The organism is Oceanisphaera sp. IT1-181 (assembly GCF_033807535.1).
In the GTDB taxonomy this organism is placed as follows: domain Bacteria; phylum Pseudomonadota; class Gammaproteobacteria; order Enterobacterales; family Aeromonadaceae; genus Oceanimonas.
This window is the reverse complement of sequence record NZ_CP136856.1, coordinates 2,730,601-2,747,800: the sequence shown is the minus strand read 5'-3', so window position 1 is coordinate 2,747,800 and position 17,200 is coordinate 2,730,601. Positions and strand designations below refer to the sequence as shown.

Here is a 17,200-nt window from a genome sequence, read left to right as displayed (position 1 = left end):
CATGACCAAACACCTTTTATGGTTACTGGCTGCAGTGTTCGCCAGTAGCTCTGCCTTCGCACAAGATATTGATCATTTAAGCGCCGAATACAGCGTGATACTCAACGGCGATAAGACTCGTGGCGTGAATACCTTAAAAATAGATCGCAATAACGACCGTTATAACGTGCACTTTTCACTGGCCCACTGGTTGTTAGATGTAGATCAAAAAGCCAGTTTTACCTGGAAAAACTGTAACGCTATCCCGCAAACCTTTAGCTACAAGACCAAGTACTTAGGCACGCGCAATGAAGACCGTTTGGTATTTGATCAAAAGACTAAGATGGTGCTGTTTCAGAATAAAGATGGCGATAAGTTAGTCCCCATCAAAGAGGGAGCCTTCGATCCGGTCAGTTTTTTCTTTGAGGCGCGCTGCGACTTAATGGCCGGTAAAACCACGCTTACTTATCCGGTGGCGCGCGACGGCGAAATTAAAATGACCACCTTTAAGGTGGTAGGCAAAGAAATAGTTAACACCGGCATTGGCCCCTACGAAAGTTTGATCGTAGAGCGCGATCGCGGTAACAGTAAGCGCAAAACCCGCTTTTGGGTGGCGCCAAAACTGGATTATCAACTGGTGCAAATCAGTCACGATGAAAACCGCCAGCTTTCGGTTACCGTGACCTTGAGTAAGCTCAGCTATACCCTAGTAAAATAATTAGCATGCCTTGCTAACATGACTGGCACGGCTGAATGAGCTTAAATTAATCAGCTCCGTTGCTACTCACTAAAGACGTTATGTGCCTATCATCAGCAAGGTGACTTGCTGATGATAGGCACATTTATCTCGCATCCATCTCGCCCTAAGCGACTCAATCCCATTAAGTTAAACCTGCATTCATCCCTGCATCTTTTAGATCTAGCCCAGTAACGCTTGTTTTTCCTCTACCGGCTGATCGCCAATAATACGACACCGACCTTGACTTTTGGCTACATAAAGTGAGTCATCTGCCCGCAGCAATAGCTGGTGGATATCGTCGGTACTTTGCGCCTCAGCCAAGCCACCGCTAAAGGTAAACTTGATGGTTTTATCCTTGAGATATAAAGGGCTAGCAGCCATGGTATCCAGCAGTCGCTGAGCCAGCAACAGCCCTTGCTCTTGGTTTGTCTCAGGCAAGATCAGTAAAAACTCTTCTCCGCCGATCCGCGCCAAAACATCCGTGGTCCGTATGGTTTCACGGCCCGTTACGGCAAAATGACACAAGACTTGGTCACCCACATCATGGCCATGTTCGTCATTAATGAGTTTAAAAAAATCTATGTCTAGCATCACCACACAAAAGGGGTGTTGATAACGCTGCAGCTTCGCTAACTCGTGGCGTAATCGGGTATCGGCGGCGCGCCGGTTAGGGCTCTGGGTGAGCGGATCTGTGGTGGCTAGGTGAGTAAGTTGGCTGTTTAAGCGCAGTAGCTCTTGATGGGCTGAGTCCATCAGTTGCTGATGTTGGCGACCGCGCCTAAACGTTAGCCAGCTTAATAATCCTCCCCACACCGAACCGGTAATGGTAAACGCCATCACGGCGGCGAGCTTATTTTTCACACTGGCCTGATAATAAATTTGGCTGGCATCGGCTAATACGTGAATCTGCACCCCCTTTTTAGTACTCGTTTGGCTAACAAACAGCACCGGAGCTTGGTCGTCACCAAGCAGTAAAATTTCCGGCTGCACGAGATTGGTGTGCAAGGGGAGGGCGAGGCTATCGCCCGTCATCTCTGGATCTATGCCCCCCTCCGGAATCTTATACCCCAACCATCGGCTATCATCCGAGAGCAAGATAAGGTTGCTGGAGCCACTTACTAATAAGTTAATGCGATTGGCGTTATGGCTGATAGCAGCAATGGTATTGCCCACCAATAGGGTCAGGTTGCCATTAGGGGTTATAGAGTGGGCATAATAGTTTTTAGCTTGTTGGAGCTCTAGATCAAACACCAAGTGTGGCGAAGCCCTGACTTGTGTCACTTGTGTGCTTTGCTGTTGATTTAGGGGAGTAGAGCCGGCACTTTGCAGCAGGGTTTTGCCTTTCTTATCCAGTAGCCAGACGCCGATTAGTTGAAAGCGCTGGTGAAACTCATCCAAATCAGTTTGTAAGTTGGGTCTACCCCTGGGAGTGAGCAGAAAGCGCTGCATGCTAGACATGCCCGCCAAGGTGTGAGTAATGGAGGTAATGTGCGCGCTGCCTTGTACGAGCTCTTTGTTGGCGGCATTAATGACGTCATGGCTTTGCACAGTCAGCTCTTGTAACTGTTGCTCAATGCGCAAACCCAGCCAATGGCGGCTCACAAACCAGCTCGCTAATAGCAGCGTAAGCAGCAACAGCAAACTGGCCAGCAAAGAATAAGGGTCCAATGATAGTCGGCGGGGTGTATTAGGCAGCATCATCCATGTACCTGCACGTGTGTTTATTAAGGAGACGGGGTTCTTGTCTGCACTTGAGTCTAATCAATAGTTTGCATTGTATAGGCAAATGAAAAAAAATGGGCGACTTATTACTTTAGTGTGCGGCGAGCTTCTCTTATGCTTAAAGCGAGGATCATGGATCCCGTTAGCCTAGGCTGGCGATACCGTTTTGCACAACGCTGAGGTATTATTTGTGACTCAAACTGCAGGGGTTTAAGAATAGGCTTGGCTACTTATGGTCGAAAGATAGGGTTTAAGGGTACCTGATTACGTATGAATCTCAGCCATAATGCACCCTGTTTCGGTTTGTTCTTTGTAGCTGCCCCGTCTCTTTAATAAAGAGGACTTAGGCAGGCCAGCTCTGCTGGCTGTTACTGAGGTTTAGATTTAAACCAAAACACCAAACCGGGCCGAAGTCCTCTTCGCCGAAGAGACGGGCCCCTACAAGGTCAAAATACCAAACTGAGCCTCATATTCTTTACCGAAGAGGCGGCACCTCTCTGTAACCTATTAAATTTATTGGTTCTGAGTTCACTGAAACATGGCTGAGCTTTGTGGGTAATCAGGTAAGGGTAAGATTTAAGAGCAAGCGGAGGAGTGAGGCGTGGTAATAATAGGCATTCTAGTGCTGCTAGGCGCGGCTTGGAGTTTTGATTGGCGAACTTGGCTGGGTGATAAAACCCGGCATCATTTGTGTTTTGGAGCCGCCATTGCCCTAGTGCCATTATGGATGCTGCAAGCGGGCGTAAAGCCGGGCTTAGAAGTGCATTTCTTGGGGTTAACGACGCTGGCGCTGCTGCTAGGTTGGCGCATGGGGTTGATGATGAGCAGCTTAAGTCTGTTGCTTGTCACCGCTTTTGGATTTGAATCTTGGTCTATGCTCGGGCCCAATCTGTTGTTGGGTGTGGTAATACCGCTCAGTGCTAGCTATCTATTATTTTTGTTAACTTACAGCTACTTGTACCGCCATTTGTTTGTCTACATCTTTGTGGCCGGCTTCTTTAATGCAGCCTTGACCATTACCCTTAAAACCTTGCTGTTTTCGGGATTTATGGTGTGGAGTGACCAATATAGCTGGCAAGTAGTGGTTGATAACTACCTGAGCGTGCTGCCTTTATTATTGTTCCCAGAAGCCTTACTCAACGGCATGGCCATTACCGTGCTGGTGCTGTTTAAGCCCGAATGGGTGTGCACCTATCGGGATCGCGATTATATTATTAATAAGTAATATAAGCTTCCAGCGCTACCTGTATGTCTGATAGGCTGCCTTTTCATCCTTTTTATGTGAGACGCTGATGACCGTTAAGTTCTTACCTGCCTTGGCGCCTATTTTAGCCCTAGGCCTATTATCTGCAGCCCCCGCTCAGGCGGAGATGAGCAAAGCTGAGTTTCAAAAGCTGGTGCGTGAAACCTTGCTTGAGCAGCCAGAAATTTTGCGCGAAGCCATTATTAAGCTCGAAGAAAAAGATCAGCTGGCGAGCCAAGCTGAATTTTCTAAACAGCTAAAACAGCAGTCCAAGCAGCTGTTTTCCAGTAAAACCGATGGTATTTTAGGTAACCCTAACGGCAAGCTAGCTGTGGTGTATTTCACCGACTATAACTGCCCTTATTGCCATCGTATGAATCAAACGCTGCTGACGCTGATCAAAGACGAGCCTGAGCTAAAAATCATCGTTAAAGACTTAGGGATTTTAGGTCCTGACTCAGTACAAGCCGCGCGCTTAGCCTTAGCCACGGCCATGGAAGCACCTCGCCAGTATGCTGAGCTGCATCAAGCGCTGATGAGCCAAAAGAAAGTGTCCACGGCTGCCTTGGCCAGCATTACCGATAAAGCCGGCTTAGACAGCAAGACTTTATTGGCGGCTGCCGACGATAAAAAAATATCGGATAAGCTTAATCAAAACATGAGCTTGTTCAGAAGCTTAGGCCTAAACGGCACCCCAGCCTTGGTATTCCCGGACGGCACCTTGATCCCCGGTGCCGTGGACGTGGCGGGTTTGAAAGACATCTTAAAAGATAAAAAATCTTAAGGGCTGAAATACCTTAAAAGATAAACGTCTGATTTAAGCTCATGCGTTAGACATAAAAAAACCGGCCGAGGCCGGTTTTTTGTATTCTGAAAACTTCTAGCTTGCAGCGTGCTTACGCTTTGCCTGCTGTAACTTCTCATACACCGCCAACAAGCCTTGGTGCGCAGGGAAATCCGCTAAGCTTTCATCGGCGAGGGTTAGCCCGTGAAAACGCGCTTGGCCGGCAATTTGTGCCCACACCTGAGTCACGGTTTCTTCAGTAAACATACTGTTAAAGGCTGAGACATACTGAGCAGGGTCTCGGTCTTCGCTTAAGTGCAGCTCTAATGCCGCCTTCAAACAGCGATAGTAACGATGGCGCTCATCGCTAAATACTGAGGCATTAAAGCTCAAGGTCCAGTCTGCGTATTCGAGTGCTAACTCCAATTCGTTTGCCGCCAAGGCCAGCATGCATTTTAGCTCACCAATTCTTAAGGTGTGCCAAGCGCTGCCCTTTGTAGAGGCAATACCGAGCAGCTCACGAATACGGGTAAAGTCATCGAAGCCTTCTTCTTCTAACAACTCATATAAGCCCATCAATTGCTCTGCGTCGGCGTCTGAGCCTGGCAGGCTTAACAAAGTGGCGCGTAAATGCGCGCCCATGTTGTTATTGGCCATGGTTAAGTCGTCGGCCGGGTAAATATCTGACATACCCGGTGCCAAAATTCGGCAAGCATACACGCCTAAATGCTCATAATCGGCGATATAGACCGGCTGATTAATGCGGTCAAAAATTGCCAATAAGTGGGTAAACTCTTGCTCTGAGCTGCCACTGAAATCCCAGTCGGCAAATTCATAGTCCGCTTGGTCTTGAAACAAGTCCCAGCTGATCAAGCCTGACGAGTCAATAAAATGGGTTTCCAGATTATGATGATCTGCCACTTCGTCGTCTTCAAAAGACGGTGGCACAAACACATCCAGCTCTTTTAAGCTGCGACCTTGCAACAGCTCGGTCACGGTACGCTCTAATGCCACTTCAAAACGTGGGTGAGCGCCGAAAGAAGCGAAGCAGGTGCTGTTAGTTGGGTTAAATAACACCACGCAAATCACCGGATAATCACCGCCTAATGAGGCATCAAAGGCATGAATCGGAAAACCTTCGGCTTCCAATGCCGCAATCGGCGCTTCAATGTGCGGGTAGCGAGCCAGTACTTCAGCAGGAATTCTGGGCAGGCTGATGCGATCGCTAATAATGCGATTTTTAATACTGCGCTCAAAGACTTCCGATAAGCCTTGGGTGCGGGCTTCGGTTCGGGTATTACCGGCACTCATGCCATTAGACACATACAAGTTACCGACGATATTCATCGGCAGATACACGGTTTCTAAGTCACCTTGGCGCTCAAAGGGCAGGGCGCAAATACCGCGAGCTTCATTGCCGGACTGCAAGTCGATCAGCATATCAGCGGTCACTTCACCCTCGGGGTCATAATAGCCACGGGTGTAGTCATCTAACATGCCGTTTGGCAGGCTATTGTCGGCGGGCAAGGTAAACCATTTTTCGTTCGGGTAATGTACGAAGTCGCCTTCGGCGATGTCTTTGCCTAAGTAAAAGTCGGCAAAAAAGTAGTTAGTGGCTAAACGCTCGAAGTACTCGCCCAGTGCCGAAGCCAAAGCGGCTTTTTTGCTGGCGCCTTTACCATTGGTAAAGCATAAGCCACAGCTTTTATCGCGAATATGCACCGACCACACATTGGGTACCGGATTGAGCCAAGAGGCTTCTTCAATATCAAACCCCAAGTTGATGAGCTGTTGCTGAAAGTAGCTAATAGAGTCTTCCAGCGCAGCATCTTTGCTAGGAATGAATGTTTTCATGAGAGCCTCGGGGTGGTGATCGGCAAAAAAGGAGGCAGATCCTAACCCGCGAACAGAAAATGAACAAGTATGTTTAAGAGCCACTTCGGTTATCAAGCTCAATAGCAGGCGGTGTTCACTTTTACTGATAGGGGAAAGTACTGAGTACGGAGACTGGTAGTGGTTATTACGGGCGATTTTTATGACAGTTTATTCAGATAACAACTATATTTTGTTGTGAAGATATATATGGCACTCCGGTTACGGCGTTATCTTTTCATTCATCGCGCTCACCATTAGCAGGCGGTGTGTTCGTAAGCGGAAATTTGTATAAATACATCAACAGTGCCGAGGAAAGTGAGCGAAATGGCTGTAACCCTCTGAGCTTTGGGTGGCAACTCGCGCGACTCTATCTTTTTGCAATAGGTGCGACCTATAATGAGAAACTCTTTGTCATGTGTAGCGTGCCGTGGAGATTAAGGTTACGCACCCAAGATACGGTTCACAAAAAGCACGACTAATAATAAGTGGATAATATGCAGGTGGACGCTAATGCGCCATGCCCTAGCAGGATGCTAACGGCATCGTTATTCGAGTTAAGTAGTAAGCGTACTCTTGAGTGCGCCCAGCCTACTGGAAATGGCGTCACGTAAGGGCGGAGGGACACATATTGAACTTTGGAAAAACCCCCAGCGAAATTGAGAATGAGCGCAAACGGACATTAGTGCTCGCCTTCTCGGCGATTGGTACACTTTTTCTCTGCATTTTTGGGACTGTTTCTCTTATGCAGGGGCGATTCGTACTGTTTTGTGTGCTGTTTCTCTTTATCGGTATAGTCTTAACCGTGGCCTTTATCGTCAGAAAAGCCATTAATACTCAGCCAATGAGCCTTTTTCTGGCTTCTACTTTGCTCTTTTTAACCTGGTATTTGCTGTTGGGTGGGGGTGCTGATGGCTCTGGAGTATATTGGACCTACTCCATCTCTATGTTGATGGTATTGCTAGCAGGACCCAAAGTCGGCAGCATTTATATGGGGCTTTATTTGGTGATAAGCTCGGTACTTATTTTAGGGCCCTTCACGTTTGTCTATAATTACACCCACGCGGAAACCATCAGGATCATCGCCTCCTCTTTTGGCCTGTATGTGTTGATCTTGACCAGTGAGTGGATTCGTATCGGTTCTTATGCCGTGATCTCTGAAACCTCAGAAAACCACAGATACCTCGCCAATACCGACCCGTTAACTGGCTTGCTGAATCGCAATGGCATTATGGTCGCCCTAAAGGAAAAGGGTGTCCAGCAATCGGCCATCATGGTGATGCTGGATATAGATAGCTTTAAATCTGTTAATGATAACTACGGTCACGACTTTGGTGATCTGGTGCTGATTCGGCTCGCTAAGTTGCTCAAAGATAATGTTAAAGGCGGGGACTTAACGGCGCGCTGGGGAGGAGAAGAGTTCTTGCTGGTTTTTTACGATATCTCAATAAGTGCCACGGAATCGTTGATCAGAAAAATAAAAGATGAGTTCGCCAACATTATATTTCACCATAATGATGCGGCCATTTTCGTGACCTTTAGTGCGGGAGTGGCTCCCTTCAATGATATCTCCGCATTTGAACCTGTCGTAAAACTGGCGGATGAAAGGCTCTATCAAGCTAAGGCGATGGGCCGAAATCAAGTAGTAGCCGACGAGCTGCAACTGGTGATTATGCAAGAGGCGCAGGTGTAGCGCTTTGGTAAAGTGGGGGTCGTGGTTGGTTTTATTATTATCTACCCCGAATCTATCCCCTCGAACAGCGCACCAGAAGCTAATGCAGCCGATATAAAAAAGCCCGCCATTCGGCGGGCTCTTTAGCTGCACAAGGTCTGTGCTTAGTGTGTGCTTACGGCAGTAGATGCAACATGCGGCGCAGCGGCTCGGCGGCACCCCATAACAGCTGGTCACCTACTGAGAAGGCTGACAGATATTCTGGGCCCATGTTCAACTTGCGCAAGCGCCCCACTGGTACATTCAAGGTACCGGTTACGGCGGCGGGGGTTAGCTGCTCCATGGAAGCTTGGCGATCGTTGGGGATAACCTTTACCCAATCGTTGTTAGCCGCCAAGATCTGTTCGATTTCGCTAATCGGCAGATCTTTTTTCAGCTTAATGGTAAACGACTGGCTGTGGCAACGCAGCGCACCGATGCGCACACAGAGACCATCGATAGGGATGGGCTGGCTGTTACCTAAGATCTTATTGGTCTCGGCTTGGCCTTTCCACTCTTCACGGCTTTGGCCATTGTCGAGCTGAGTATCAATCCATGGGATCAAGCTACCGGCCAAAGGTACGCCGAAGTTATCGACAGGTAAGTCGCCACTGCGGGTTTTGTCGGTGACTTTGCGCTCTAGCTCCAAAATAGCAGAAGCGGGATCCGCCAGTTCATCGGCCACTTCATCACGCAACATACCCATCTGATTAATCAGCTCGCGCATGTGACGGGCACCGCCACCGGAGGCTGCTTGATAGGTAGACACGGCTATCCATTCGACTAAGTCTTGCTCAAACAAACCGCCCAGCGCCATCATCATTAAGCTGACGGTACAGTTGCCGCCGACGAAGGTTTTAGTGCCCTTAGCCAGTGCATCTGTGATGTTTTTGCCGTTTACCGGATCCAGCACTATGATGGCGTCGTCGTCCATACGCAGTGCAGACGCCGCATCAATCCAGTAACCGTTCCAGCCCGCCGCTCTCAGTGCCGGATACACCTCATTGGTGTAATCGCCGCCTTGGCAGGTGAGGACTACGTCTAACGCCTTGAGCGCCTCTATGTCGTAGGCATTCTGCAGCGTACCGGCGTCGGTGCCAAAATCAGGCGCGGGCTGACCCGCTTGCGAGGTAGTAAAAAAGACCGGTTTAATGCGGGAGAAATCGCCTTCTTCTACCATGCGGCTCATTAATACCGAGCCTACCATTCCGCGCCAACCGACCAGACCTACAGTTTTCATATTCAAGTATCCTTCCTTTGGAAGTAAATAAATCAAATTCTCTATTCACAATACGGATTGAGCGCCAAGGTGCAAGAAATAAAGGGAAATTCCCTCGATAACCGGCTAATTTAGCTTCAATGAGCGCTCAAACACGCGCTTAGCGTTAAGCGCCTTATGTACGACGCAGGGGGTGATTTTAGCCTAATGATAAAAACCCTAACATAAATACGGGCGCGGCCAGGCTTAAGATAAACCCCGAAACGATAGCTACGGGCACCACGGCCACGCCGCCAGAGCGTTGTAATACCGGCAAGGTGAAGTCCATGGCGGTGGCGGCACCATAGCCGATGGCCACGGACGGGAAGCGGCGCATTAAAGTGGGGATCAACATGATGGCGAATAGCTCACGCGCTAAGTCGTTAATAAAGGCCGCGCTGCCCAGTACTGGGCCTAATTGGTCGCTGATTAAAATGCCTGATAGTGAATACCAGCCATAGCCTGCGGAGAAGGCCAAGCCGTGCTGCAGTGGCATATCTAAAATCAAGGCGCCTGCAATACCGCCGACCCAAGAGCTGACTAACACCACGGCGGCAATACTCAAGCCCCAAGGATTAAGTAAAATTTGCCGTAATGGCATGCCCGAGTTTCTCAGTTGCACGCCAATCAGCAGCAATAACAACATCAGTGCCCACTCACTTAAGGTGTCCACTGCAAACCAACTGGCATCCAGCACTTGGCCAATGGCCACCCCGGCCAAAATCACCAAACACAGCCAAACCGAATCCAGCAATAAGCGCCACTTGCTTTGCAAGGGCGCACCGGGCTCGCCTGTTAGCCGGTTATGGCGCCTATCTAAGCACCACAGTCCCGCTAAGTTGGCCGCACTGATACTCGCCAAAAATACCAAGCTGACGCTGAAGATAGTGCCCAAATGGCTGACTAAATTATCAACAAAAGCCAGGCTGATGCCCATCAAAAATAAAATCAAATACACCATGCGTGCCACCGCTAGATTCAACAATCGTAAAATCGTCGTCGAGCGACAAGGCACGCAATAGCCGAGCATAAGGGGCAGTAACACCAGTAATAAGCCGGAATACATAAAATGACATTCCCTAAAGCGGGGGAGTGGGAGAACAAGGCCGTGAGCTAACACTCATACCTAAAACAGCCAATGAGCAAAACAATAGTTTACATCGAGGCTCGCAGCATACGTGAGCCCGAACGGCAACGAAAGACTAAGCGTAGCGTTTAACCGCTAGCGACACCTTACTAGTTAACGGCTTGTTTTTGCGTGTTTTTATGCGCTTAGGCACGGATAGCAACATGGACAAAGACATTCAGTTGTTATTGCCCTAAACAGGTGTTAGTTTTTAAAGCAGGTTAATTAATTGTTACTTTAGCGTTGCTGTTGGCGAGCTGAATAGCGGCTAAGGTAGGAATAGCAGCCCTGTTGCAAGGATTCTTTGATGAATAAACCCGCCCTTGAGGTGTCAGGCTTATATAAAAACTTTGGCTCGATTGAAGTGCTAAAAGGCATTGATTTAACTGCGCAGCAGGGAGATGTGATTTCTATTATTGGCTCGTCGGGATCCGGCAAGTCGACGCTGCTGCGCTGTATCAATCTGCTGGAAGTTCCCAACGCCGGCGAGGTGCGCTTACACGGTGAGCTGATTGAGATGCGCACCAGCAAAGATGGCCAGCGCCAGCCCGCAAATATGCGCCAAGTGGAGCGTATTCGCTCTCGTTTGGCCATGGTGTTTCAAGGTTTTAATTTATGGTCCCATATGACCATCTTAGAAAATATCATCGAAGTGCCGATCCAGGTGCTAAAAGTGCCGAAAAAACAAGCCATTGAGCAGGCTGAGGCTTTATTACACAAAGTCGGTCTGTTTGATAAGCGCGATGATTACCCCAATCATTTGTCCGGTGGCCAACAACAAAGAGCCGCTATTGCTCGGGCCTTGGCGGTGGAGCCAGAAGTGATGTTATTTGATGAGCCCACCTCGGCGCTGGATCCTGAATTAGTGGGCGAAGTGTTGGCGGTGATGCAGAGCCTAGCCGAAGAAGGCCGTACCATGTTGGTGGTGACCCACGAAATGAGCTTTGCCCGAGAAGTGGCGAATAAATTACTGTTTTTGCACCAAGGCGTGGTGGAGGAACAAGGCGACCCTAAAACGGTGTTTGCTAACCCAAAATCTGAGCGCTTTAAACAGTTTATTTCGTCGGTCTATTAAGTCCGCCTAACAAATGTTGCACGCGTACTGTAGTGGCTTGACCGCCGCTAAACTCTGCTCAGCAGAATGGTTTTATCTTTATCAGAGCTAAGCGTAATACAAGGAGTAACACCATGAAAAAACTGTTAATCGCCGGTGCCATTATGGCATCGTTGGCTGTCGGTGCTGTGCAGGCCAAGGAATGGAAAACCGTACGTTTTGGTATTGAAGGGGCCTACCCGCCATTCTCTTGGACCGATGAGCAGGGCCAGCTGCAAGGTTTCGATGTGGATATGGCCAATGCGCTGTGCGAACAGATGCAGGTGAAGTGTAAGCTGATTGCCCAAGATTGGGACGGCATTATACCGGCGCTGCTGGCTCGTAAATACGACGCCATTATTGCCGCCATGTCGATCACCGAAGAGCGCCAGCGCACCGTCGATTTTACTGACCGTTATGCCTTAGTGCCCAATAAGTTTGTGGCCAAAAAGGGTACCGAGCTTGATCTCAGCAAAGCCGGGTTACAAGGTAAAAAAGTAGGCGTGCAAATTGCCACCACGCACGATAAATATCTCACTGAAAACTTCGGTAAGGAAGTGAGCTTAGTGCGTTATGGCACCGCCGATGAAGCCTATCTGGACTTAAAAGCGGGTCGGGTCGATTATGTGTTCTTAGATGCCACCGCCATTGAAGAAGGGCTGCTGAATAAAGACGGCGGCAATCAGTATGAATTTGTGGGGCCTTCTATTACCGATGAAAAATGGTTTGGCGATGGCTTTGGTATTGCCGTACGCAAGCAAGACTCAGACTTAAAAGACAAGATCAATAAGGCCATTGTGGATATCAGAGAAAATGGTAAATACGAAGCCGTGAATAATAAATACTTTGAATACGACGTTTACGGCGAATAAAGAGTAAACAAAGGCCACTTAAGTTAAGTGGCCTTTTGTCTAGGGTTTGCTTGTTTAGGACTGCAGAATTAGTCAGCTAGGCGACCAATACCACAGGAGCGGGTGATGCTGGACTTAAAAGGATACGAAAGCTCCTTGCTGCAAGGCGCCGAGCTCACCATACAAGTGGCTTTACTCTCCCTATTATTAGCCGTGACCTTAGGTTTGTTAGGGGCGCTGGCGAAACTCTCAACCTTTAAACCCGCCCGCTGGTTGGCCACACTTTACACCACAGTCATTCGCGGTATCCCCGATTTAGTGTTGATGATGCTGCTGTTTTTTGGCGGCCAAGTACTACTCAATAATTCACTGGCCGCCTTAAATGAAAAGCTCAATGCTTGGCTGGGTGGCGATAATCCCGCTCATGAATGGACGACGTATGTGCCCGATTATATTGAGCTCAGCCCTTTTATTGCCGGCGTGCTCACCATAGGTTTTATTTTTGGCGCCTATATGACGGAAACCTTTCGCGGTGCCATTTTAGCGGTCGACCAAGGCGAGCTAGAAGCGGCGCGGGCTTACGGCATGACCAAGGGCCAAGTGCTGCGGCGTATTTTATTCCCACAAATGATGCGCCATGCGCTGCCTGGACTGGGTAATAACTGGTTGGTGTTGCTGAAAACAACGGCCTTGGTGTCCATTATTGGTCTTGATGATATGGTTCGAAAAGCCTCGCTGGCCGCCGGTGCCACTCAGTTACCTTTTACTTTTTATATGGCAGTCGCCATCACGTTTCTCTTGTTCACCGCCATTTCGACCTCCTTTTTGAAATGGGCCGAGCGCCGCTATGCGCTGCACACCCGATAGCGCGATTCATACGAGGTAGATGATGGATTTAACGATTATCGCTAACGAGTGGCCCACCTATTGGCAGGGTTTTTACACCACAGTGTGGCTAGTGGCCGTGTCTTTGGTGATTGGCTTAGTGATTGCCGTGCCGCTGGCCATCTTGCGTAATAGTCACCATTGGCTGCTTAAGGCGCCGGCTTGGGCCTTTATTTATTTCTTCCGTGGCACACCGTTATTGGTGCAGCTGTTTCTTATTTATTACGGTGCCGGTCAATGGCTGTGGCTACGAGAGTCCATCGCTTGGGAGTTATTTAGTCAGGCATGGTTTTGTGCCATTTTAGCCTTTACCTTAAACACCAGCGCCTATACGGCGGAGATTATTCGCGGCGCCATTAATGGCATGCCTAGAGGCCAAGTGGAGGCGGCCTATGCCTATGGCATGAGTAAATTCACTACCTTGCGCCGCATTATATTACCGAACTCGTTTCGCCGCGCCTTGCCGGCTTACAGTAATGAGGTGATTTTTATGCTGCACGGCTCAGCCGTGGCGGGGATCATCACCATTGGCGATCTAACGGGCGCGGCACGCATTGTTAACTCCCGTTATTACTCGCCCTTTGAGGCCTTCTTAGCAGCAGGGCTGTTATACATGTGCTTAACCTTTGCCCTAGTGTGGGGCTTTCGCCGCTTAGAAAATCGCTGGTCCAAGCATTTGCAGCCTAGAGCCTAAAGGGCCGCGGTAAGCGTTACGCCATACGCTGTTAGTTAAAAAACCGAGCCTGCAGCAGACTCGGTTTTGTTTTGCGTACGACCTGCAAGGTAGGACGTATGGCGTATGGCGTAGAACGTTTAGTTTTCGGCTTTCTTGCGGCGAATACTTAAGCCTAACTCGCGGCCGCGTAATTTGGCGTAATACATATTGCCAATAAACATGGTGCCGGCCAGCAGCAGCTCCACTATCGCCAACCAACGCTCGCCTTCATCGGTCCACAACAGCACGCCTGAGTGTAAGAAGTAGGGCAGCAGTAAGTACACGCTCCAAGCGTGAGTATAAGGATTGCCTTGGATCATGCCTTTAATGGGGATCAGCAACCAAGGCAGCCAAATGATCAGCATGAAGGTCAGGCTAAGGTGCGGCGAGGGCGAGATAACGCCATGCCACAGCACCACCCATAACATTAAGCCGAAGTAGCCAATGAGCGCTAATGTACGAGCTAATTGAGTGGTCATTATAAAATATCCAACACTTGCTCGGGCGGGCGGCCCAAGGCGGCTTGATTGCCGTTAACCACGATTGGGCGCTCTATCAGCTTAGGGTTCGCCACCATAGCCTCGATTAATGCCGTTTCATCTTGCTCATCGGCCAAGTTTAACTCTGCGTAAATGGCTTCTTTGGTGCGCATTAACTGGCGCGCCGAGCTCATGCTAAGCTGGGCGAGCAGGGTGCGGATCTGATTGGCATCAGGTGGCGTGTCGAGATATTTGATAATCTCAGGGTTTAGCCCTTGTGCTTCGAGCAGTGCTAATGTCTCGCGGCTTTTGGAGCAGCGCGGGTTATGATAAATAGATAGGCTCATTACAGACTCCTCATCAATAAGCGGCACCCATGAAGGGTGCAATATGGCCCTAAGTTACACATCCTAATTCGGCGCGATCTGTAAATTCCTTAGGGCGGTTAGGGTGCAACTTGGGTGCGAATGAGGGGATTGTACTGTGATAATGCCGAGCATGGTATAAAAGTAGTCATAGAGGGCAAGGACGATGAAAAAGCGTAACGCAGGATATGTAGTAATACTCACCCTGATGGCATTAATGACCGGCTGTAAGGAACAGCCACGTTTAACGCTGGCTAGCGGCGAGCAACAAGATTTAAGTGACTATAAGGGCCAATGGCTGGTAGTGAATTACTTTGCCGAATGGTGTGCGCCTTGCCTGCGGGAAATGCCCTTGCTCAATGAATTGGCGCAGGAGCAGATTACGGCTAAAGGCCCGGCAGTGTTAGCGGTGAGCTTTGATGCCTTATCAAACCAAGCCTTACAAGACTTAAGCGCGCGTTATCAGATGATCATGCCGGTGGCGGCCAAACTCGAAGGCGACTGGCCCTTTGAGTCACCGCGAGTATTACCAACCACCTTGATCCTAGATCCTAAAGGTAAGCTGGTGGCCACCCATCAAGGGGAATTAAAGTCTGAAGATATTGCCGACTGGCAGGACAAATATTGGGCTAAGAAATAGCGCCAAGGAAAGCAAACAAGATAGGCTATTTTTACCTCAGTACTGAGCGCTGCCCTTAAGCCGTCTTCCTGACGCACGTCAGGATCTCGTTGAGATCTTAAAATATAAGAGTGAGATACCGAGGCAAGCTCGGTATGACGGCAAAGAGCATAAGCCCAACAAGCGGTGGTATTTCGGGTTAGCTGGCCTCTTAGCGCTAGTTACTTTCTTAACTCTTCCCATTCTTGCTGTTGCTGGCGCAGTTGTATTAAGCGGGCGCCGAGGCGGGCGCGCTGCATGCTGTCTTTAGACAGATTAGCGGCAATTTCCATTTGGTCGACGGCCAAGTCGTAGCGACCTTTAAGCGCGGCCACTTCTGCTTGGGCTTGGCGAAACGCCGACTCATCGCTGAGAGGGCGATAGGCTTGGGCAATCAACTCCCAGGCTAAGGGATTTTCTGGATTACGGCGCAAATAGTTATCCAGCAAAGTGACGGCCTCTGCATAACGGCCGGCTTGCAGCATGCTATCGGCGAGGTTAATCATCACCACCTGATTATTAGGTAATTGCTGCTGAGCCTGTTGTAAACGGGTAATCGCGGCTTGGTGATTATCTTGAGCGTTATCCAAGTCGGTGAGCGCATCTAGAATAAAGATGTTGTTCCGATGACGACTCGCTAACTCATTAAGCAGAGGGCGAGCCAAGTCTTCTTTATTAATTTTTAGCAAGGCCAGCGCTTGGCCATAGCGAGCAGCATCGGTTTGCCAAGCGCCGTTCGTTTGTTTAGCCTCTTGCTCAAAAAAGAGGTGTAACTCATTGCCACTGTTGCGCTGAAAACGCACCATGACCCGCGCTTTTGCTAACTGAAAGTCTAAGCTGGCCGGGTGCTGGCTCTTAGGGTAATCTTGCGCTCGGCTGCGAGCCTCCGCAATACGGCTGGTGGGTAATGGGTGGGTGAGCAGCATAGGCGGCGGTGTGCTGGCAAACTGATATTTATCGGCCAGTTTTTGAAAGAAGCTGGCCATGCTATCCGGATTAAAGCCGGCATTACTCAGTAAACGCAAGCCAATGCGGTCCGCTTCCAGCTCATTATCTCGGGTATAGTTGATGGCCGATTGCATCTTTAAGCCGAGGGTGGTTTGCAAGGCGGCCATGCCCGCTTGTGGGCTAACCAAGGCTAAAGCCACCGAGCCCACTAAGCCGGCTACGGTGAGCGGGGTACTGCGGGATTGGGCTTCTAGGTAGCGAGCAATATGGCGCTGAGTAACGTGGGTAATTTCGTGGGCGATAACAGACGCCAGCTCGCTTTCGTTTTCCGCATACAAGAATAAGCCCGTGTGCAGTTGCACCACGCCCCCGAGAAAGGCGCTGGCGTTAATAGTGTCATCGTTGATCAGTAAAAACTGAAACGGAAACCGCACCGCATCCGCTTGGGATAACAGCTTAAGGCCTAAATCGGTCACGTATTCATTGAGTACCGGATCGTCGATCACCGGCTGGTTGGCGCGCGCAAAACGGGTAAATGCCTGACCAAAACGGGCTTCTCGCTCAATGGACATAGCGCTGACGCCGGCGGTACCGATATCGGGCAAGCCATTCGCAGCTTGCGTTGGAGCCATGAAAAGCAGAGAAAACGCCAGTGCCAGCCTGGTCGCATGAAAACCCATTTTAATTACCTTGTTTTATAGTGTGCTTGTAGCAGAATACCTGCCCCCATAAGGCGTAACAAGCATTGTTTGTGGCTGCCAGCCAAGGGATA

General features: G+C 49.4%; 16 protein-coding genes. 9 read left to right on the top strand and 7 right to left on the bottom strand.

Annotation, left to right across the window (positions count from 1 at the left end; all coding sequences use genetic code 11):
• Position 1 precedes the first annotated feature (1 nt).
• The gene (locus R0134_RS12175; RefSeq protein WP_319782222.1) at positions 2 to 697 is read left to right on the top strand and encodes a DUF3108 domain-containing protein; all 696 of its coding nucleotides are present in this window, start codon (positions 2 to 4) and stop codon (positions 695 to 697) included.
• Positions 698 to 898: 201 nt separating this feature from the next.
• On the opposite strand, the gene R0134_RS12170 is transcribed toward R0134_RS12175, so the two are convergent.
• Positions 899 to 2,419, bottom strand: coding sequence for a GGDEF domain-containing protein (locus R0134_RS12170; RefSeq protein WP_319782220.1), 1,521 nt, complete (start codon positions 2,417 to 2,419; stop codon positions 899 to 901).
• Between the two features lie 622 nt (positions 2,420 to 3,041).
• Here R0134_RS12170 and R0134_RS12165 point away from each other — a divergent pair.
• Both R0134_RS12165 and R0134_RS12160 read left to right on the top strand, forming a co-directional pair.
• Positions 3,042 to 3,665 carry an energy-coupling factor ABC transporter permease gene (locus tag R0134_RS12165; protein ID WP_319782219.1) on the top strand — a complete coding sequence of 208 codons (624 nt, stop codon included), beginning with the start codon at positions 3,042 to 3,044 and terminating at the stop codon, positions 3,663 to 3,665.
• 67 nt (positions 3,666 to 3,732) lie between these two features.
• The gene (locus R0134_RS12160; protein ID WP_319782218.1) at positions 3,733 to 4,467 is read left to right on the top strand and encodes a DsbA family protein; all 735 of its coding nucleotides are present in this window, start codon (positions 3,733 to 3,735) and stop codon (positions 4,465 to 4,467) included.
• A gap of 96 nt (positions 4,468 to 4,563) precedes the next feature.
• On the opposite strand, the gene ycaO is transcribed toward R0134_RS12160, so the two are convergent.
• The gene (gene ycaO, locus R0134_RS12155; RefSeq protein WP_319782217.1) at positions 4,564 to 6,321 is read right to left on the bottom strand and encodes a 30S ribosomal protein S12 methylthiotransferase accessory factor YcaO; all 1,758 of its coding nucleotides are present in this window, start codon (positions 6,319 to 6,321) and stop codon (positions 4,564 to 4,566) included.
• 763 nt (positions 6,322 to 7,084) lie between these two features.
• Between ycaO and R0134_RS12150 the strand changes: the two genes are divergently transcribed.
• Positions 7,085 to 8,032 carry a GGDEF domain-containing protein gene (locus R0134_RS12150; RefSeq protein ID WP_319782215.1) on the top strand — a complete coding sequence of 316 codons (948 nt, stop codon included), beginning with the start codon at positions 7,085 to 7,087 and terminating at the stop codon, positions 8,030 to 8,032.
• Positions 8,033 to 8,186: 154 nt separating this feature from the next.
• Here the strand turns inward: R0134_RS12150 and asd are convergent, their stop codons facing one another.
• Both asd and R0134_RS12140 read right to left on the bottom strand, forming a co-directional pair.
• Positions 8,187 to 9,290, bottom strand: a complete 1,104-nt coding sequence (gene asd, locus R0134_RS12145; RefSeq protein ID WP_319782214.1) for an aspartate-semialdehyde dehydrogenase — start codon at positions 9,288 to 9,290, stop codon at positions 8,187 to 8,189.
• Positions 9,291 to 9,468: 178 nt separating this feature from the next.
• On the bottom strand, positions 9,469 to 10,374 hold the full coding sequence (locus R0134_RS12140; protein ID WP_319782213.1) for a lysine exporter LysO family protein: 906 nt from the start codon (positions 10,372 to 10,374) through the stop codon (positions 9,469 to 9,471).
• A 367-nt stretch (positions 10,375 to 10,741) separates the two neighbouring features.
• Between R0134_RS12140 and R0134_RS12135 the strand changes: the two genes are divergently transcribed.
• The 4 genes from R0134_RS12135 (at position 10,742) to R0134_RS12120 (ending at position 13,957) form a co-directional block, all read left to right on the top strand.
• Positions 10,742 to 11,509, top strand: a complete 768-nt coding sequence (locus R0134_RS12135; protein WP_319782212.1) for an ABC transporter ATP-binding protein — start codon at positions 10,742 to 10,744, stop codon at positions 11,507 to 11,509.
• Positions 11,510 to 11,622: 113 nt separating this feature from the next.
• Positions 11,623 to 12,399: an ABC transporter substrate-binding protein gene (locus R0134_RS12130; protein ID WP_319782211.1), complete on the top strand. Its 777-nt coding sequence runs from the start codon at positions 11,623 to 11,625 to the stop codon at positions 12,397 to 12,399.
• Between the two features lie 105 nt (positions 12,400 to 12,504).
• Positions 12,505 to 13,245 carry an ABC transporter permease gene (locus R0134_RS12125; RefSeq protein ID WP_319782210.1) on the top strand — a complete coding sequence of 247 codons (741 nt, stop codon included), beginning with the start codon at positions 12,505 to 12,507 and terminating at the stop codon, positions 13,243 to 13,245.
• A gap of 22 nt (positions 13,246 to 13,267) precedes the next feature.
• Complete coding sequence (locus tag R0134_RS12120; protein WP_319784365.1) at positions 13,268 to 13,957, top strand: ABC transporter permease; 690 nt, start codon at positions 13,268 to 13,270, stop codon at positions 13,955 to 13,957.
• 119 nt (positions 13,958 to 14,076) lie between these two features.
• Here R0134_RS12120 and R0134_RS12115 read toward each other — a convergent pair whose 3' ends face one another.
• Together R0134_RS12115 and arsC are read right to left on the bottom strand one after the other, a co-directional pair.
• Complete coding sequence (locus tag R0134_RS12115; protein WP_319782209.1) at positions 14,077 to 14,457, bottom strand: DUF2069 domain-containing protein; 381 nt, start codon at positions 14,455 to 14,457, stop codon at positions 14,077 to 14,079.
• On the bottom strand, positions 14,457 to 14,804 hold the full coding sequence (arsC, locus tag R0134_RS12110; RefSeq protein ID WP_319782208.1) for an arsenate reductase (glutaredoxin): 348 nt from the start codon (positions 14,802 to 14,804) through the stop codon (positions 14,457 to 14,459). Before arsC ends, R0134_RS12115 begins: the two co-directional genes overlap by 1 nt.
• A 184-nt stretch (positions 14,805 to 14,988) precedes the next feature.
• Here arsC and R0134_RS12105 point away from each other — a divergent pair, with 184 nt between their 5' ends.
• The gene (locus tag R0134_RS12105) at positions 14,989 to 15,462 is read left to right on the top strand and encodes a TlpA disulfide reductase family protein (RefSeq protein ID WP_319782207.1); all 474 of its coding nucleotides are present in this window, start codon (positions 14,989 to 14,991) and stop codon (positions 15,460 to 15,462) included.
• 200 nt (positions 15,463 to 15,662) lie between these two features.
• Here R0134_RS12105 and R0134_RS12100 read toward each other — a convergent pair whose 3' ends face one another.
• Positions 15,663 to 17,108 carry a M48 family metalloprotease gene (locus tag R0134_RS12100; RefSeq protein ID WP_319782206.1) on the bottom strand — a complete coding sequence of 482 codons (1,446 nt, stop codon included), beginning with the start codon at positions 17,106 to 17,108 and terminating at the stop codon, positions 15,663 to 15,665.
• Between the last annotated feature and the right edge of the window lie 92 nt (positions 17,109 to 17,200).

What these genes read in the sequence shown, in the direction of transcription:
- R0134_RS12115 (WP_319782209.1), bottom strand. Translation starts at nt 14,457, where the DNA reads ATGACCACTCAATTAGCTCGTACATTAGCGCTCATTGGCTACTTCGGC.
- R0134_RS12100 (WP_319782206.1), bottom strand. Translation starts at nt 17,108, where the DNA reads ATGGGTTTTCATGCGACCAGGCTGGCACTGGCGTTTTCTCTGCTTTTC.
- R0134_RS12140 (WP_319782213.1), bottom strand. Translation starts at nt 10,374, where the DNA reads ATGTATTCCGGCTTATTACTGGTGTTACTGCCCCTTATGCTCGGCTAT.
- R0134_RS12170 (WP_319782220.1), bottom strand. Translation starts at nt 2,419, where the DNA reads ATGATGCTGCCTAATACACCCCGCCGACTATCATTGGACCCTTATTCT.
- R0134_RS12125 (WP_319782210.1), top strand. Translation starts at nt 12,505, where the DNA reads ATGCTGGACTTAAAAGGATACGAAAGCTCCTTGCTGCAAGGCGCCGAG.
- R0134_RS12120 (WP_319784365.1), top strand. Translation starts at nt 13,268, where the DNA reads ATGGATTTAACGATTATCGCTAACGAGTGGCCCACCTATTGGCAGGGT.
- ycaO (WP_319782217.1), bottom strand. Translation starts at nt 6,321, where the DNA reads ATGAAAACATTCATTCCTAGCAAAGATGCTGCGCTGGAAGACTCTATT.
- R0134_RS12130 (WP_319782211.1), top strand. Translation starts at nt 11,623, where the DNA reads ATGAAAAAACTGTTAATCGCCGGTGCCATTATGGCATCGTTGGCTGTC.
- asd (WP_319782214.1), bottom strand. Translation starts at nt 9,290, where the DNA reads ATGAAAACTGTAGGTCTGGTCGGTTGGCGCGGAATGGTAGGCTCGGTA.
- arsC (WP_319782208.1), bottom strand. Translation starts at nt 14,804, where the DNA reads ATGAGCCTATCTATTTATCATAACCCGCGCTGCTCCAAAAGCCGCGAG.
- R0134_RS12160 (WP_319782218.1), top strand. Translation starts at nt 3,733, where the DNA reads ATGACCGTTAAGTTCTTACCTGCCTTGGCGCCTATTTTAGCCCTAGGC.
- R0134_RS12150 (WP_319782215.1), top strand. Translation starts at nt 7,085, where the DNA reads ATGCAGGGGCGATTCGTACTGTTTTGTGTGCTGTTTCTCTTTATCGGT.
- R0134_RS12135 (WP_319782212.1), top strand. Translation starts at nt 10,742, where the DNA reads ATGAATAAACCCGCCCTTGAGGTGTCAGGCTTATATAAAAACTTTGGC.
- R0134_RS12105 (WP_319782207.1), top strand. Translation starts at nt 14,989, where the DNA reads ATGAAAAAGCGTAACGCAGGATATGTAGTAATACTCACCCTGATGGCA.
- R0134_RS12175 (WP_319782222.1), top strand. Translation starts at nt 2, where the DNA reads ATGACCAAACACCTTTTATGGTTACTGGCTGCAGTGTTCGCCAGTAGC.